This window comes from Mycoplasmopsis maculosa, assembly GCF_900660665.1.
GTDB classification, from domain to species: Bacteria; Bacillota_I; Bacilli_A; order Mycoplasmatales; family Metamycoplasmataceae; genus Mycoplasmopsis; species Mycoplasmopsis maculosa.
This window is the reverse complement of sequence record NZ_LR215037.1, coordinates 59625-77855: the sequence shown is the minus strand read 5'-3', so window position 1 is coordinate 77855 and position 18231 is coordinate 59625. Positions and strand designations below refer to the sequence as shown.

13 protein-coding genes, 3 tRNA genes and 1 other RNA gene are annotated in these 18231 nt (G+C 24.6%); 4 read left to right on the top strand and 13 right to left on the bottom strand.

Translation table 4 applies throughout. The annotated features are described in order from the left end of the window. The first annotated feature begins 131 nt into the window (after positions 1-131). Both EXC47_RS00420 and EXC47_RS00415 read left to right on the top strand, forming a co-directional pair. Complete coding sequence (locus EXC47_RS00420) at positions 132-1943, top strand: hypothetical protein (protein ID WP_129646049.1); 1812 nt, start codon at positions 132-134, stop codon at positions 1941-1943. Positions 1944-1949: 6 nt separating this feature from the next. Next, positions 1950-2321 carry a lipoprotein 17-related variable surface protein gene (locus tag EXC47_RS00415; protein ID WP_129646047.1) on the top strand — a complete coding sequence of 124 codons (372 nt, stop codon included), beginning with the start codon at positions 1950-1952 and terminating at the stop codon, positions 2319-2321. Positions 2322-2398: 77 nt separating this feature from the next. On the opposite strand, the gene EXC47_RS00410 is transcribed toward EXC47_RS00415, so the two are convergent. The 9 genes from EXC47_RS00410 to EXC47_RS00370 all read right to left on the bottom strand — a co-directional run bounded on the left by EXC47_RS00410 (position 2399) and on the right by EXC47_RS00370 (position 9938). Further along, positions 2399-5095, bottom strand: a complete 2697-nt coding sequence (locus EXC47_RS00410; RefSeq protein WP_129646046.1) for a cation-translocating P-type ATPase — start codon at positions 5093-5095, stop codon at positions 2399-2401. Positions 5096-5168: 73 nt separating this feature from the next. Continuing rightward, positions 5169-5259: transfer RNA gene (locus EXC47_RS00405), tRNA-Ser, on the bottom strand. A 114-nt stretch (positions 5260-5373) separates the two neighbouring features. Beyond that, positions 5374-5450: transfer RNA gene (locus tag EXC47_RS00400), tRNA-Ile, on the bottom strand. A gap of 66 nt (positions 5451-5516) precedes the next feature. Then, positions 5517-5915: a 30S ribosomal protein S9 gene (rpsI, locus tag EXC47_RS00395; protein WP_129646045.1), complete on the bottom strand. Its 399-nt coding sequence runs from the start codon at positions 5913-5915 to the stop codon at positions 5517-5519. 1 nt (position 5916) lies between these two features. Beyond that, the gene (gene rplM / locus EXC47_RS00390) at positions 5917-6351 is read right to left on the bottom strand and encodes a 50S ribosomal protein L13 (RefSeq protein WP_129646044.1); all 435 of its coding nucleotides are present in this window, start codon (positions 6349-6351) and stop codon (positions 5917-5919) included. A gap of 210 nt (positions 6352-6561) precedes the next feature. Further along, an RNA gene (rnpB, locus tag EXC47_RS00385) (RNase P RNA component class B) lies at positions 6562-6836 on the bottom strand. A gap of 12 nt (positions 6837-6848) precedes the next feature. After that, positions 6849-7817, bottom strand: coding sequence for a DNA polymerase III subunit delta (gene holA / locus EXC47_RS00380; protein ID WP_129646043.1), 969 nt, complete (start codon positions 7815-7817; stop codon positions 6849-6851). Between the two features lie 6 nt (positions 7818-7823). Then, the gene (gene whiA, locus EXC47_RS00375) at positions 7824-8642 is read right to left on the bottom strand and encodes a DNA-binding protein WhiA (RefSeq protein ID WP_129646041.1); all 819 of its coding nucleotides are present in this window, start codon (positions 8640-8642) and stop codon (positions 7824-7826) included. A gap of 108 nt (positions 8643-8750) precedes the next feature. Continuing rightward, positions 8751-9938, bottom strand: a complete 1188-nt coding sequence (locus EXC47_RS00370) for a phosphopentomutase (RefSeq protein WP_129646039.1) — start codon at positions 9936-9938, stop codon at positions 8751-8753. A 168-nt stretch (positions 9939-10106) separates the two neighbouring features. On the opposite strand from EXC47_RS00370, the gene EXC47_RS00365 reads away from it, so the two are divergent. Continuing rightward, positions 10107-11897, top strand: a complete 1791-nt coding sequence (locus tag EXC47_RS00365; RefSeq protein ID WP_129646037.1) for an ABC transporter ATP-binding protein — start codon at positions 10107-10109, stop codon at positions 11895-11897. Beyond that, on the top strand, positions 11890-13710 hold the full coding sequence (locus EXC47_RS00360) for an ABC transporter ATP-binding protein (protein ID WP_223211695.1): 1821 nt from the start codon (positions 11890-11892) through the stop codon (positions 13708-13710). Before EXC47_RS00365 ends, EXC47_RS00360 begins: the two co-directional genes overlap by 8 nt. Before the next feature lie 351 nt (positions 13711-14061). Here EXC47_RS00360 and EXC47_RS00355 read toward each other — a convergent pair. The 4 genes from EXC47_RS00355 to uvrA form a co-directional block, all read right to left on the bottom strand. After that, a tRNA-Leu gene (locus EXC47_RS00355) sits at positions 14062-14146 on the bottom strand. Positions 14147-14210: 64 nt separating this feature from the next. Beyond that, on the bottom strand, positions 14211-14726 hold the full coding sequence (locus EXC47_RS00350) for a YgjP-like metallopeptidase domain-containing protein (protein ID WP_129646035.1): 516 nt from the start codon (positions 14724-14726) through the stop codon (positions 14211-14213). Continuing rightward, complete coding sequence (locus EXC47_RS00345) at positions 14719-15387, bottom strand: nuclease-related domain-containing protein (protein WP_129646033.1); 669 nt, start codon at positions 15385-15387, stop codon at positions 14719-14721. Before EXC47_RS00345 ends, EXC47_RS00350 begins: the two co-directional genes overlap by 8 nt. An 11-nt stretch (positions 15388-15398) precedes the next feature. Then, positions 15399-18230 carry an excinuclease ABC subunit UvrA gene (uvrA, locus tag EXC47_RS00340; protein WP_129646031.1) on the bottom strand — a complete coding sequence of 944 codons (2832 nt, stop codon included), beginning with the start codon at positions 18228-18230 and terminating at the stop codon, positions 15399-15401. Position 18231: the final 1 nt, after the last annotated feature.

The window sequence follows — 18231 nt, the reverse complement described above, 5'->3', positions numbered from 1 at the left end:
AAAAATTAAAAAATGAAATTTTTATGAAAAAAAGTAGCTTTTTTATTTTTTTTATTATTTAAAAAATAATTTGATTTAAAATTTTATTACTTATAGACCGCTATAAGCAAAAATCTTATTAAGGAGTAAAAATGAAAAAAAATTTAAAGAAGTTTTGAATTACAACTACAATGTTAAGTAATTTATCTACATTATCGTTTATTGCTGCAGCATGTACACCAGTAGAAGGAAACAATAGTACAAATTCAAATACAGGTGATAAATTATCTGGAAATGGTGAAGGCGGCAATTCTGGCATTTATACTCCAGGAACAAGCGGGACAAATAATCCAAGTAATCCTAAAAATGGTGAATCAAATCCAGAAACACCTCCCTCAGATACAACTACACCTGGTACACCAGGGAATGGTGAAATAGAAGATAATCCAAGTAATCCTAAAAATGGTGAATCAAATCCAGAAACACCTCCCTCAGATACAACTACACCTGGTACACCAGGGAATGGTGAAATAGAAGATAATCCAAGTAATCCTAAAAATGGTGAATCAAATCCAGAAACACCTCCCTCAGATACAACTACACCTGGTACACCAGGGAATGGTGAAATAGAAGATAATCCAAGTAATCCTAAAAATGGTGAATCAAATCCAGAAACACCTCCCTCAGATACAACTACACCTAGTACACCAGGGAATACAGATAGTGATGATTTATTATCTACAAAAAAAACTGAACATAATGAAAAATTTCAAAAATTAGAAATATATATAAAATTTTTAAGTCATTTAGATGTTTTCACTACAATAGTTGATTCATACGCGTCTAAAAAAAATAGTTTTGAATTAGATGAAAATGATGATTTAACAAAAGTTGAAGAAAAAATTAACTTGATGAATGACTTTTTTGATGAAAATATCAATAATCAAGAAATAAAAGATCGTATTATTAATAGAATACCTGAAGCTATAAGAAAAAATACAGTTTATGCTAAATTTGAAGTTCCTTCTTCAACTTATACAGAAAATTCTAATCTTTTAGCGCTAAAAACAGAACTTGAGGCTAAAGAAAACGAAGCTAAAGAATTATTAAATCAATCTTTAGAAATAGATGAATTAGTTAAAAAAGAAAATATTTTAATTGAATATCTAATTGAAAAAACAAAAGAAATTAAAACATTATATGATGAAATAACAAGAGAAAAAAGAGAAGGAATTTTAGCATTAAATGAATTAAAACAAAAACATGAAGAAAATAGTAGCGTTCCAAGTTCATTTAGTTTATACAATTATTTAACTGAATATACAGCATTTCAAAATGCAGTTTCAAATGCTGAAAATCTTATTTCTGAGGGTAATTTAGCTCTTGTAAATAAAACAAAGATGCCTACAGAAAGAATAAATAACGCTAAAAATAAATTAGTTGAAGCAAGAAATTCACTAAATACAAAAATTCAAGAAGAAAGCGATAGAATAAATTCTAATGCTAATTTAACCCAATTATTTAACTCATTATCTAATTTATATAATGTTAAAGATATAGTTAGCTTTAAAGCAAATGAGTTAAGAAATAATAATCCTGAATTAGCAGAAGAAATGAACAATTTATTAAGTACTATAAATGCTGAAATTGATGCTAAAAAACCTCTAATTTCTCGTGAAAATCCTTCTGATGAAGAACTAACTAATGCGAAACAATCAGTTGATGCAAAAATAACAGAGATTGATCAAGAAGTTAAAAAAATAGAGGCTAAATTACCTAATCCTCAAAGAGATAAATACTTAGAAACATTAAGAAATGCTCAATCTTTTGTTGAACAAATAAAAACTTCTCATCCAAATGATCAAAATTATGCATATGTATTAAATAAAGCAGAAGCAACTTTAACTAAATATACAATAGCTGAAGATGATCAAAATGCAAACTCTAAATATGAAAGATATTAAAGATCAATTAATGCTTCTTTTAGAGACAATGGTGAATACAAAAAAATATATAACGCTATTAAAGCTGCTATAGAAGTTTTAAATACACAAAGCAGTTATAATATAACAATTAAAAACAAAAACGAAAAATTGCCTTCATCTCTTAATAATGATCAAATTAACGTAGAATTAATAAATGGTGCATTAAAACTTGAAGAAAATACAACAGCTACAATTACAAAAAATGAAGTTAAAGATAAAAACGATTCAAATGGTACTGCAAAAATAAATATAACAATTCAAGCAAATCATGAATATGGAAATAGATTTTCTAAACACATTTTACCGTTAACAATAACATTAGATCTTAATATTGAAGGACTAAAAACATCAAATTAATTTAAATTTCCCTCTTTTTTAAAAAAGAACATTTCTTATTAAAAATAAAAATAACTCTACAAAATAGAGTTATTTTTTTATATTGTTTTTTTGCTTTTAATAAACAAAATAAATTTTTTAAATTCAATACTTATTGTTAATAATAGAGCTAATGGCATGCTTCATGATAATATTGTTGGAATTTCTCATAATTTATTTGTCATTTTAAATAAGCTTGATAAATTAGGTACAAATGAAACTAATATAACTGCTAAAGCAGAAAAAGTTGCTGCCAATCAAACTGGTCAGTATTTTTTCATGCTTGAGACAAATAATGATTTATCAGTCATTAAATTTATAGCATTAATTGATGTTGATAATCCCATTGTTATAAAACAACACATTGAAGCAATTTTTGGCATTTCTTCAACCATATTATTATTAATAGCATATAATGCTCCTAATGCATAACTGATAAGAGATGCTAAACTTACAACTAAAGATTGTCAGATTAATTCAATTCCCATACCTCTAGCAAAAATACTTTCACTTTTATGATAAGGCTTTCTTGACATAACATCTTTTCCAGAATCAACAAAACCTAAAGCTATAGCAGGAAGTCCATGAGTTAATAAGTTAATTCACAATAATTGACTAGCAGATAAAATAAAGAATTCTCCTTCTTTATAATAATTTTTAAATACAAAAAATAAAACAAATAAACCAATCATCATAACAAGAATTTCAGTTATAGAACTAACTAATAAATTCATAATAACTGTTTTTATTTTATCAAATACTAAACGTCCATTTTTAACTGATTTAACTATAGTATTGAAATTATCGTCAGTTAAAATTAAGTCAACAGATTGCTTAGAAACATCAGTTCCTGTTATACCCATAGCACAACCTATATCACTAGCTTTTAATGCAGGAGCATCATTTACACCATCGCCTGTCATAGCAACCACTTTATCATGCGCTTGTCAAGCTTTAACTATTCTTAACTTATCTTCAGGGTTTACACGTGCATAAACACTTATTTGAGTAACTTTTTCAATCAATTCTTCATTAGTCATTTTAGCTAATTCAGCACCATTAATACATAAATCATTTTCATGATAAATTCCTATATCTTTTGCTATTGCTTTAGCTGTAACTAAATGATCTCCTGTAATCATAACAACTTTTATTCCAGCTCTTTGAGCTTCTGCAATACTTTCTTTCACATTTGCTCTTGGAGGATCAATCATTGCTATTAATCCAATAAATTCAAAATTATTTTCATCTTCTAAAGTTATAGAAGTTTTATCAATTTGCTTTTTAGCAAAAGCTAAAACTCTATAACTTTTTTCTGCTCATTCATTATTTATTTTTAAAATTTCTTCTTTATCTATATTTTTACATAATGATAATATAACATCAGGAGCGCCTTTTGTATACATTATATTACCATTATTTTCTTTTACTAAAACTGACATCATTTTTCTATCACTATCAAATGGAAGTGAGTTTAATAAATTAGATTTTTTTAATAAATCTTCTTTTAAAATATTGTATTTATGTGCAAATCTTAATAAACCTGTTTCAGTTGGGTCTCCAACTTCTTCAAACTTGTTATTTTTGAGAACTATAAAAGCATCATTTGCAATAGTAGAAGCTTTAATTAAATTTAATAAATTTTCATCATTATTATTAAATTTATCTAATGTTAATTTATTCGTGTAAACATCAACCACAGTCATTTTATTTTCTGTTAATGTACCTGTTTTATCTGTACAAATAATATTTGCAGATCCTAATGTTTCAACAGCTAATAAATTTTTAATTAATCCATTTTGTTTACTTATTTTAGAAACACCAATAGATAAAATAACTGTTGTAAAGGCTATCAATCCTTCTGGGATAGCAGCAACTGCTAAGCTTATACCTGTTATAACTGAATTTATATAGCTTTTTGGTTCAATTCAACTTCCAGAAATAACATTTGTTATTATTATTTGAGCTAAAGCACTTATAAAAAGTAACGCTATACCAACATAGCCAAAAATTTTACTTAATTTATTTAATTTTATTTGTAATGGTGTAGTATTTTTTGTTTGACTTTGAATACTTTTATTGATTTTACCAATTTCAGTTTCTCCACCTGTTTTTAAAACAACAGCATACCCTGAACCTTTTGTAACATAAGTTCCTGAATAAACTAAATGACTATTATTAGCTAAAATTGAGTCTATTTCTTTTTCTAAGTCAGCATTCTTAGAAACTGGTAAACTTTCCCCGGTTAAACTCGCTTCAATAACTTCTAAATTACTTGATTTTAATAATAACGCATCTGCATTAATAATGTCTCCAGCTGACAAAATTATTAAATCTCCAGGAACTAATAAATTTGACTTTATTGTCTGAGCAGTACCATCTCTTATAACGGTAGCATTCGGTATATTTTGATTTTCTAGAGCTCTAACTGCTTGGTCACTTTTAACTTCTTGATATGCACCAAGTATACTATTTAAAATTATTACAAGTAAAATTATTCCTGGCTCAACATATGATATAACAACTTCTTCAATAGAATGTAATTTACCAGATATATGTAAATAAATTGTTACACTTAAACTAACTAAGGCAGCAATTATTAAAAGAATAACCATTAAATCTTTAAATTGGCTAAAATAAGCAACTAACGGATTTAATTTCTTTCTTGTGGCTAATTTATTTTCACCAAAAGTTAATAAATTTTCTTTAACTTCAGTTAAATTTAAACCAGCATAATCATAATTATATTTATACATTTTTCTCCTTTCTAAAATATTTAATAATTATATTAAATTTAATTTTAAAAAACGAAAAAAGGAAATAAAAAAATGGCGGGGAAGAGAGGGCTCGAACCTCCGCAGGAGTTGCCTCCTCTAACACGTTAGCAATGTGTCCTCTTCACCAACTTGAGTACTTCCCCGTACTTTGCTTTTTAATTATAGCATTTTTTAAATATTTTATTTTAAAAATTTATTTTTTTGTAAAAAATAAAAAAACGCTTTTTTAAAGCGTTTTTGGTCATTTATTAATGAAATGGTGCGAACAAATGGACTTGAACCATCGACCTCACGATTATCAGTCGTGTGCTCTAACCAGCTGAGCTATGCTCGCATATAATCTCGACCATATCTATTATATCAAGTCGAGAAAATTTCGAAAATATTTTTTTCAAGAAAATTAACGTTTTGAGAATTGACGAGCACGACGTGCTTTGTTTAAACCTGGTTTCTTACGTTCAACTACACGAGCATCACGTGTTAACATACCAGCTGGTTTTAATTTAGCTCTATATGTATCACTAGCTTCTAATAAGGCTCTAGCAATACCTAAACGAATAGCTCCAGCTTGACCACTTAAACCACCACCTCTAACGTTAACAGCAATGTCAAATTGACCTTTTGTTTCTGTTAATACTAATGGTTGTTCTGCATCTTGAATTCTAATATCAGAAGCTAAATAATCTTTAGCATCTCTATGATTAATTGTAAATTTACCTTTTCCTGGTCTAAGAATTACTCTCGCTGTTGATGATTTTCTTCTACCAAGTCCACGATATTCAACTAATTTATTAGCCATATTATCTTACCTCTAAACTTTCTGGTTTTTGTGCTGCATATTGGTGTTCAGAACCAGCAACTACATGAAGATTTTTTCTTTGTTTATTGCCTAATTTTGTATGTGGTAACATACCAAAAATTGCTTTTTCTACTAATGCAGTAGGTTTTTTAGCTCTTAATTTAGCAGCTGTAATGCTTTTTAATCCACCTGGATATCCTGAGTGATGGTAGTAAACTTTATCTTCTTCTTTTTTAGCTGTTAAAATAGCTTTTTCAGCATTAATAACAACTACATAATCTCCCATGTCAGCATTTGGAGTGAAAGTTGGTTTTGTCTTACCTCTTAATACAGAAGCAACAAACGCTGCTAAACGACCTAAAACTTGACCTTCAGCATCAACAACGTATCACTTTTTATTAGCTTTTTCACGGTTAACAATTGTTGTTTGTCTCATAATTTCTCCTTTATATAACGTTAATTTATTTCTTTTAATAATAAATGCTTTTTTATTATAACTTAAAAATTATTTTTTTTTAGTAAAAAATGTTTTTACTTTTTTAAGTAAACAAAAAAACAAATATATTTATTTATATATTAATAATTTTAGCAAATAATATTTTTTTAAAAAGAAAAAGAAAATAAAAAAGCACCCGAAGGTGCTTGTACCTATAAGCCACGTTTTGTACCTTAAAAAGGCGCCAACAATTTATCTAAGTAAATACTTCTTGATTAAGTTCATTTCCTTAATTACAAGTTCCCCTACCAAAATTTGGGTTTCTAGCTCACGGAGTTTACCGCGTTTCACAATTCTCGTCTCTGTGGCACTAGTCATCTATGTCCAGATTTATTAGATCTGGCGTGAACACTACAAACATCTCAGTTTGTGCTAGCGTGGACTTTCCTCTATCATCCATAAAATAACAGCTGTTGGCCAGTACATAAATATTATAATTATTTATTAAAGAACTTTATTAAAAAAGATTCAAAACCTATTTTTTCATCAACTTTGCCTTCTTTAATATCTTTATCTAATTTTGATAAAAATTTAATCATTATTCTAATTTTATTAATTCCTAATTTTAACAAAAAATTGTTTACCTTTTTGATTCTATATATGTTTAAATTTAACTCTGAGGATAAATCGTCTAAACTTTTATTAATCTGTTTGAATGAAAAAATTTGATTTGAAATTATTAGCAATTGAGATACTTGTGATATTAAAATAGTTATATCTATTCCTTCTGATATTTTTTTGCGATATTTTTTATAAATATATGCAAAATCATTAGATTCTAAACTATTTGAAAAACTAAATGCATTACTTTCATTTATATCATTTACACTAATTTCTATAAAATCAGATGTTATTTCTTTTTTATAATTTGATAATTTAATAAGTTCATTGTTAATTAAAGTTATATTATTTGAAAGTTTTTGAATAAGTAAATGCAATGCTTCATTGCCTATGTTTACTTTTAAATTTTCAGCAAGTAATTTAACTTGGTCAAAAATATTAGATTCATTTATTTTATTAGTTTCAATTAAAACAATTTTTTTTCCATTTTCAAATAAAGCTTTTGTAAAAAAATTATTAGAAAATTTTGTTTTATTTTCTATTTCATTATTTATAAAAACAAATTTATCATTTTCAGAACTAAAAATTAAATTAATCAATTCTTGTATTTTTAATTCATCTTCCTTTTTTATAGATTTATCAGTAAAAAAAGTTAAATTATAAATAAAAAAAATTCTATTTTCAGAAAAAAAACTATTTAATGAAATTTTTTCAATTAATTTTTCAAACGAAACTTCATTTAAATCAAAAATTTCATTTTTAAAATTTATAAATCTGTTTTTTAAATTATTTATTTCTTGTTCTATAAAAAAATCTTCATTCCCATAAATTAAAAAAACATTCATTTTTACCTACTTTGATACCTTATTGTTAAGTTTTTCTAATCAATGATAAACTCCACTTTTAGTGATATTCTTATCATATTTTTCATTATAAATTTGAACAAGAGTACTTAAGCTTTCGTCTTGATGTTCCAAAAGCAAATTGTAAAAATTTAACTGATTAATGTTAAAAATATTTTCAAGTTTACTTTCATACATTTTTTTTATATTATTTACATGTCTAATATTTGCGCTAACAAATTTTTTTATATTACTTACATCAATATTATTTATTCTATTTAAATTATTTTCATAATCTCTATTTATTTGTTTATCAACAAAAGTAAAATAACTATTTATAGCCATTATAGCATTTAAAAACTCACTTATTTTTTCATGCTTTTTAATATAAATTAAAAATTTATTTCTATGTTTTATTTTAGAAAAATTAAAATCGTAATCATTTAGTTTTTTTATCATTAAATCAACATAAGCCTCATAATTTGAAGATAATTGCAAATGATAACTAGATTTATTCAAATCACTTATGGTTCCGCCACCAACAAAAACACCTTGAAAAAATAAACTTGGATTTGAAAAATCCTCAACCATATCAAAATCTAAACGGTTTATTTTAATAGTAGATCCTGACTCTAAAAATGAAATTAAATTTTTCTTTAATAACTTTATAATAGTATTTTTAGTATAAATATCATTTATTTGTAATTTAATAAAATTATTTAAAATAATAGCTTTTGAATATATATATCCTCTTAGAAATGAATAACTATCTTTTGATGAAAAATTTTTATTTAATATTTCATTTTTTATTTCTTTTGTAAAACTCATGATAATTTTCCTTTCTAATATTTGTAAATTAATTTTATATTATTAATTAATATTTTAAAAATAAAAAAAATATGCAAGTTAAACCTGCATATTAAATATTTTTTTTAATTAAACTAATTGATCAAAAATATCATCACCTGTTAATTCTACAGTTTCAACACCAAAGTTTCTAGCAACGATATTTCCAGAAGTTCCTAAACCTCTAACATCTCCTAAAACATGTGGTTTTTTAAATGATTTTGAGAAAACTGTTAGTGGTAACATTTCTCTTGTGTGATTAAAACCTGGATAAGCAGGATCATTACCATGATCACTTGTCATAATTAATAAATCATCTTCATTCATTGCATTAATTAATTTTCCTAGTTTTGAATCTAATAAAGCTATATTTGAAGCATAACCATCAACATTTCTTCTGTGACCATAATGTGAATCAAATTGAACTAAATTAGTAAAAATAAATTTATTTTCAGATTTTTCTAATGCTAATTCAATTGTTTTATCTAAACCGTCAGCATCACCATCTGAATGTATAGCTCTTGAAATTCCTTGGCCTACATAAATATCATTAATTTTACCTATACCTATAACTTCAATACCTGCTGCTTGTAATTTATTTAAAATCATAGGTTCAGGTTGATTAGCATAATCGTGTCTATTAAATGTTCTTGTGTATTTTCCGTTGTCTCCGACAAAAGGTCTAACAATTATACGACCTACGTTTCATTCTGGTTTTGAAGAACAAATTCTTCTTGCTTCTTTACCATATCTATATAAGTTTTCTAATCCAACTCATTCTTCATGAGCAGCTATTTGTAAAACAGAATCATTTGAAGTATAAACAATAATTGCTCCAGTTTCTTTTTGTTCTTGAGCATATGCATCAATAATATCTGTTCCTGAACCTGCTTTATTACATACTATTTTTCTTCCATCAAAAGCTTTTTCTAATTCAGAAATTAAATCTTCTGGAAAACCATTTTCAGCATATGTCGGAAAAGGAACTTCGGTTTTAATACCCATCATTTCTCAATGCCCTGCTAATGTATCTTTTGCATTAGAAACTTCTTGAACTCTAGCCATGTATGCTTGTGTTTCTTTTACTTTGTAATTTCCATCTAAATCAGTAATATTACCAATACCTAATTTTTTTCATGTGTCAATAAAAAACATTGATGATAATGAAGCAGAATGAATTGTATTTGCTCCTTTATCTCCAAATTTTTCTTGATCTTTATCAGGTCCAATTCCAAGACCATCAGTAACTAACATAAAAACTCTTTTAAATCTAGCCATTTTTTCTCCTTAACTAATTTTATTCATTATTATAGTTTAAATTTTATTACAATATATGATTATTATTAACATATATTTAAAATATTATTCATTAAAATGAAATTAATAACTTATTTATTTTATTTATATTAAAATGTATACTTAATTTAATATAAAAGGAGTTAATATATGTGAAAAATTTTAGGAAAATTATCCTCAAAAATAAAATTATTTGCTTCTTTTGCAATAATTTTCTCAATACTACAACCTTTTCTAACTATGACAATACCGACTATAACAAAACAATTAATAACTTCAGTTAGTGGTGAAAAAATTAACAATATCTATTTTATAAAACCGGATTGAATAATTATTAAAAATTTATCACAAAATGGTTTTCTATGAGCTACAGTTGGATTATCTTTTGGAATTGCAACTTTACTACTTCTAATTTCATATTTTTCCGGATTGCTTTCAGTTAAAACAAAAGTTTATGGCGTATATGAAATAAGAAAAATTTTATTTGACCATGTTATTCATTTAGAAAAGAAGAACATAGATAAAATTACAGCAGGAACTTTAATTACAAGATTTGGTAATGATATAGATAAAATTGATTTTGGTTTTTTTGTAATAACAAGAAAATTTTGATTAAGTCCGTTCTTTGTAATTTGAGGATTAATATTTGCTTTTAGTACAAATATATATTTATCAATTGCTATTGCAATAACAATACCTTTTTTAATTATTTTTGCCTTGATAGCTATATTTAAGCTATTTCCAATTTATAGAAAAGAAAATAGAATGCTTGAAAAATTAAATGAGACTATTAAGGAAGACATTAATGCAATTTCATTAATTAAATCATATAATTTAGAAAACAAATTATACGAAAGATTCCATAAATCAGCTATTGACGTAACAAATATAAATTTAAAAGCAGCTAAATCTTATTCAATTCTATGACCATTTATAGATTTTATAGTTCTTTTTGGAAATATAATTCTTTTTATAGTTGTTGGTATTATCATTTCAAAAAACAATTATAACAGTGACGTAAGTTTACTAGTAGGTGAAATTTATCAATTCACTAGTTATATGTCAATGATTAGTATTGGAGTTTATACAACATTATTAACTCTAAATGAATTTTTTAGAGCAAATATTTCAGCAAATAGAGTTTTAGAAATATTAAAAATAAAAAATGAACTAAAAATTATAAAAAGTAATAAATTTATCACAAATGGAAAAATTGAATTTAAAAACGTTAATTTTAGATATTCTGAAAATAAAGTTTTAGAAAATATTAATTTAGTGATTAACCCTGGAGAAAAAGTAGGAATAATAGGCAAAACAGGAAGTGGTAAAAGCACCTTAATAAAACTTTTGACTCGTGAATATAAATTAGAAAATGATAATGGTTTTATAAAAATAGATGACAATAATATCTATGAAATAGATACAAATAACTTTTTTAATAATATTTCTATTGTATTTCAAAAACCTATAATAATTAGTGGTTCTATAAGAAAAAATATAAGTTTTAGTTCCAAAAATGAAAATTATGATATTGAAAAAGCAGCAGAATTATCTTGTGCTGATTTTATAGAAGATTTAGAAAACAAATATGATTATGATTTAACTCAAAGAGGTAAAAATCTTTCAGGTGGACAAAAACAAAGAATAGCAATTGCACAAGCTATATTAAAAAATCCTAAAATTTTAATTTTAGATGATGCGACAAGTGCGCTTGATAATAAAACTGATAATACTGTTAGAAAAAACATTGAAAATCTAAATAAAAATAGAACTCTGATAATAATAAGTCAAAGATTAAAATCAATAATAAATTGCGACAAAATTATAGTAATGGATAAAGGGAAAATAATTGATATAGGAAATCATAAAGATTTATTACTAAAAAATGAATACTATAAAGAAATATATAATATTCAAAGCTCGGAGGTTGAAAATGGCTAAATTTATGTTTTATAATCAATCTTTGAATAAAAAAATAGACAAAAAATCCGCTTTTAAATCTTTTTTTAAAATTATTGTTAAATTTAGTTTGAATAAATATATTTGGATAATTGCTATTTTTTTAGGTGTCTTTGTTTCTTTGTTATCAACTGGTGCTGCATGATTAACAGGTTTTATTATTGATAATTTTTTTAAGTTAGAAAAATTTGACTTAGCTAATTTTGATTTTAAAAATTATGCATTATTTATTTCTTTGCTAGCTATTTCATATATTTTACAAAAGGGATTATTAATAATTCAAAAATACTTACTAAATAGAGCTAGCATTTTAATTGGTTCAAGAATTAGACATATAGCATATGAAAAAATACAAAAAATGCCTATAAGCTTTTTTGAAGATCAAAAAACAGGCGAATTAATGTCTTCCTTAACAAATGATATTAGTAGTTTTGTTGATTCATTAATAAACATAATAGGTACTAGCATAACAGTTGTTTTTTCGACTATTATATCAATTTGTTTTATGTTTTATTACTTACCTATAGTTGCTTTAATAGCTATATTTGTTATACCAATTAATTTTTTACCTATATTTTTTATTGTTAAATCTAATATGAAACAATACGTAATTAAACAACAAAAATTAGCTGAATTTAATGGTTATTTAGAAGAAATTTTAGATGCTATGCCTTTGATAAATATTCACCAAAAACAAGAAACTATTATCAAAGAATTTGATAACTTTAATAATGAAATGCTTAAACCTAATTTAGAAATAGGTAAAAAAATTGTTCTTATTTGGCCTTGATTTGCTTTTTCAAAAGTTTTAGATTTAATAGAAATTATAGGCTTTGCAATTTTACTAAAAAGTGTATGAAGTAGTATGCCTGGTCAATTAAGTGCTGGTGTTTTAATAAGTTTTTCTTTATATATTACTATGATTTGTGACAACTTTAATATGATTTTTGAAGTTATAAACAGCTTTCAAACAGGCCTAGGTGCAGCTGTAAGATTAGAAAAAATTTTATTTATAGAACCTAATATAGATGAATCAAAATTAAAAAATTTAGATTTTAAAAATGGAAATATTAGTTTCAAAAATGTTAATTTTTATTACCCTTCTAATCCTCATAAATTAATTTTAAAAGATATAAACTTTGAAATTAAAAAAGGAGAAACACTAGCTCTTGTCGGTAAAACAGGTTCAGGAAAAACAACTATTGCTAAATTATTGGCTAAATTTTATTATCCTACAAGTGGCCAAATTTTAATAGATAATCAAACAATTCAAGAAATAAATGAAAAAAGTTGAAGATCAAATATAGACTTAATTTTACAAGATACTTTCATATTAAGGGATACAGTTTTAAACAACTTAAAGTTTGTTAACCCGAATTTAGATGAAGATGAAATAATAAGAATTTCTAAATTAACTTCTTTTGACGAAGTAGTTAAAGCATTACCTAATGGTTACAACACTTTATTAAGTAATAATGCTTCTAATTTAAGTTACGGGCAAAGACAATTACTTTCAATAACAAGAAGTTTAATTTCTAATAGACCTATTTCAATTTTAGATGAAGCAACCAGTGATATTGATTCAATTAATGAAAAAATAATACAAAATACCATAAATGAACTTGTTAATAAAAAAACAATGATTATTATTGCTCATAGATTAAGTACAATAAAAAACGCTAATAAAATATTAGTAATTGACGAAGGTAAAATAATTGAACAAGGAAACCATAACGAACTTATTAATAAAAACGGTTATTATAAAAAATTATATAATTCAAATTTTGAATATTAATAAATACAATTTATAAAAACGTATAAATAATATATTTGCTTTACTAAATTTTGATTTTTATTTATCATGATAACTAATTAAAATTGGTTATCATTTTTTATATTTTTAATTATTATTAATATTCAAATACATTAATAAAAATTAGGTTTTTTAAAAATACAAATATATTTGTTTAAATTATTTAAAACTTAATGTTCTTCTTTTACTTTAGTAATTAAGATAATGATTTCAATATAAAATCTTAAAAAGCAAAACACAATGTAACAAACTAATAAATAATATTTTTATTTTTTCATGAATAAATATTTAAAAAAAATAAAAAATGATTAAGTTACCTTAATCAAATACTTCTGGTGCCCGAGACAAGACTCGAACTTGCATGAGTTTCCTCACTAGATCCTTAGTCTAGCGTGTCTGCCAATTTCACCACTCGGGCAAAAACAATTAATAATATTATATCATCATTTAAAAAATTAAATTAAAAAACATGCATAAGCATGTTAATTAAATTTTAATTTATTAAGTTCTCTATCTGTGTTGTAAAAACCGGGAAAGTATTTTTCTCCAGCAGAATAAAATTCATTACTATGGTTTCTATGCAAAAAATGTATTAATTCATGTTGAATTACATAATCAATAAATTTTTTATCTAATCTAATTAATTTTAAATTATATGTTATTCAAAATTTTTTGCCTTTAGCATAAGAAAATTTAGTGCTATTTTTTCCTCAAAAAGAATTTACGTTTTTTATAAAAATAGGAGGATTATAAACATTTATAATTTTTGAAAATTCTTTTTGTTTTTTTAACAAATATTCAATTAATATTTCTTCAACAAAAGAATTTAAAATATTTATTTTTTTATTTTCATTGTTTATATATTTAATATTTATTTTTATGATAAAAATATTTTTTTCATAATTTATTTCATAAGAATTTATTTCTCTTAAAGTTTCAACAAAATTAATTGTAAAAATTTTATTAAATATAGTTATACTGTTTAAATTATTATTCATTTATTTTTTTATTAATTATCCTATTAAATTTTTTCTTATCTTTATAACTTTTAGCTTTATTCTTAGAAAGATTTTCAATTATAATTTGTCTTTTTTCATATGAAATATCTTCTTTTTCATACAAATCAGATAATACTTTTATAATTGTGTCTTTTATTTTATTAGAATTTGTAACTACTGATCATTGTTCTTTTTGATTTAATTTTAACTCACTATCTTCTGGCAAAATCAACAAAGAAAGTATTGGAACATTTACACTAAATAGTTTCATTAACTTATTTATATGTTTTTTATTTTGGTTTATTGGATTACTTATCATTTTATTTTTTTTACCATTTGTTAAAGTTAATTTTAATGATGTAGAGTCTCCAGAAATAATACCTTGTAGATATTTTATTTCTACAACAAATATTACTTTATTTGTAATTAATATTCCATCAATTTCAAATAAATTGTTTTCAGATATTTTATACATAGAACTTGGTATAAATTTGTATCCATTACTTTTCGCTATTTCTTCTAATTTATTATTTATTTCTGCTTCAAATTTAAGACCTAAAGTATTTTTGCTTTTTTTTACAGAAATTATCAAAATTGTAACTATTAATATTGCAAATAATATAATTGAATTAATAATTATTCCTAAAATTAATTTTCACATATAACCCTTTATTATAGCATTTTAGATAAATACTGACCAGTATAACTGTTCTTGTTTTTTGCAACTTGTTCAGGTGTTCCGGTTGCAACAATAGTTCCACCATTTATACCACCATCAGGACCTAAATCAATTATATAATCGCAACATTTAATAACATCTAAATTATGCTCTATAGTTACAACAGTATCTCCATTATCAACAATATTATTAAGTACTTTTAATAAATTAGAAACATCATAAGGATGTAGTCCTGTTGTAGGCTCATCTAAAACATAAATAGTTTTTCCTGTTGGTTTTTTTTGTAAAAAAGTAGCTAATTTAACTCTTTGTGCTTCACCGCCACTAAGCGTTGTAGATGATTGACCTAATTTAATGTATCCTAAACCTACTTTTTGCAATGTTTCTAATTTATTTTTTATTATAGCTCTAGTACTAAAAAAATCAAGAGCTTCATCAACTGTCATATTTAATATGTCAGAAATATTTTTATTGTGGTATTTTATCTCCAATGTTTCTCTATTATATCTATTACCATCGCAATTATCGCAAGTAACATAAACATCAGGTAAAAAATGCATTTCTATTTTTATAGAACCGTCTCCGCTACATTTTTCACATCTTCCACCAGGAACATTAAAACTAAATCTTCCTTTAGTGTACCCTCTAGTTCTACTCTCTTCAACTTGAGAAAATATATCTCTTATATCATCAAAAACAGAAGTATAAGTTGCTGGATTACTTCTAGGGGTTCTTCCAATAGGGCTTTGATTTACCGGAACTATCTTGTCTATGAAATTTATTCCATTAAAAGATTTAAATTTTCCTATTTTTCCAGTACTATTTTTAGATAAAAACTTTTCAATTCCTTTTACTAAAACTTCATTAATTAAGCTACTCTTGCCACTTCCCGAAACACCTGTTACACCAATAAATTTTCCTAGTGGAAATTTTACATCTATGTTTTTTAAATTATTTTCAGATGCTCCGGAAATAGTTAAGACATTTCCATTACCGCTACGTCTTGTTTTTGGAACTTCTATCTTCATTTCTCCTGATAAAAATTTACCAGTTATACTTTCTTTGTTACTTTTTATATCATCCAATTTTCCTTGTGCAATTACATTACCACCATTTACCCCAGCAAAAGGACCAATATCTACAATATGATCTGCGGCTAATATTGTGTCTTCATCATGTTCAACTACAATTAATGTATTTCCTAAATCAACCATATTAGTTAAAGTTTTAATTAATTTTTCATTATCTTTTTGATGTAAACCAATTGAAGGTTCATCTAAAACATATAAAACCCCAGTTAAATTAGATCCTATTTGAGTTGCTAATTTAATTCTTTGGCTCTCTCCACCACTAAGTGTTTCAGCATTTCTATTTAAAGTTAAATACCCTAATCCAACATTTTGTAAAAAAGATAATCTATTATAAATTTCATTTAAAATTAATTGAGATATTTTTGATTCTTCTTCACTTAATCTAAATTCAAAAACAGTTTTTAAAATATCGTCAACACTCATACTTACTATTTCATTTATGTTTTTCTCATTTATTTTAACTGCTAAAGCATATTTGTTAAGTCTCGAACCGTTACATTTAGCGCAAGAAAAAGAACCCATATATTTTTTTAGTCAATCTCTAATTCTTTCACTTGTAGTTGAAAAATAGTCGTTTTCGACTTTTTCACAAACGCCTTCAATTCTTCTATTTCTTCTTATTTTATTGCCACTTGAAGAAACAAGAACATATTCTATTTCTTCTTTAGAACCATATTTTATTATTTCTATATCCTTTTTAGAAAGATCTTCTATAGGTATATTTTTATCTATACCATATGTATTTAATAGAATATCAAACTCTTGTCATTCTAAATTTTGAGTATTAACTGTATTTTCAAAAATTTTAATTGCTCCATCATTTATTGTTCTTCATTTCTCAGGAACTAATGTATCAAAATCGGCTTTTAAATTTACACCTAAACCTTTACATAAATCACATGACCCAAAAGGTGAATTAAAAGAAAATAATCTTGTTTCAATTTTAGGCATTTCAAAATCTTTATATATGCATGAATGCAATTTTGAAAATTTTTTAATAACTCCTTCTGTTGTTTCAACTTTTACTAAGCCTTTTGAATATTCAAGAGCTACATCAATAGCTTCTGCTATTCTATTTTTATTTTCTTCAATTAAAGCTAATCTATCAACAACAATATCAATATCATGTTTTATATTTTTTTCTAATTTAATATCATCATCAAGAGAATATATTTGATTATCAATTTTTACACGTAAAAATCCTTCACCTTTTAATTTTTGTATAATGTTTGTAAAAGTCCCTTTTTCGCCTTCAACAATAGGAGACAAGATATACAATTTTGAATTTTCTGGTAGTGAAAAAATATTTTCAATAATATCTTTATTTGTTTGAGAAGTAATTTCAATTCCATGACTTGGGCAATAAGGTTTACCTATTCTTGCAAAAAGAAGTCTAAAATAATCATAAATTTCAGTAACTGTTCCAACTGTTGATCTCGGGTTATTATGTGTTGTTTTTTGTTCAATTGAAATTGAGGGACTTAAACCTTCTATTGAATCAACATCAGGTTTTGAAGTACCTCCTAGAAACATTCTTGCATAAGAACTTAATGAATCAACATACCTTCTTCTTCCTTCTTCATAAATAGTATTAAAAGCTAATGAACTTTTTCCACTACCGCTTAAACCTGTAAAAACTACTAATTTATTTTTAGGAATTTCTAAAGAAATATTTTTTAAATTATTTTCCCTAGCACCTTTAATTACTAACATTTCTTTTGTTTTTTTACTCATA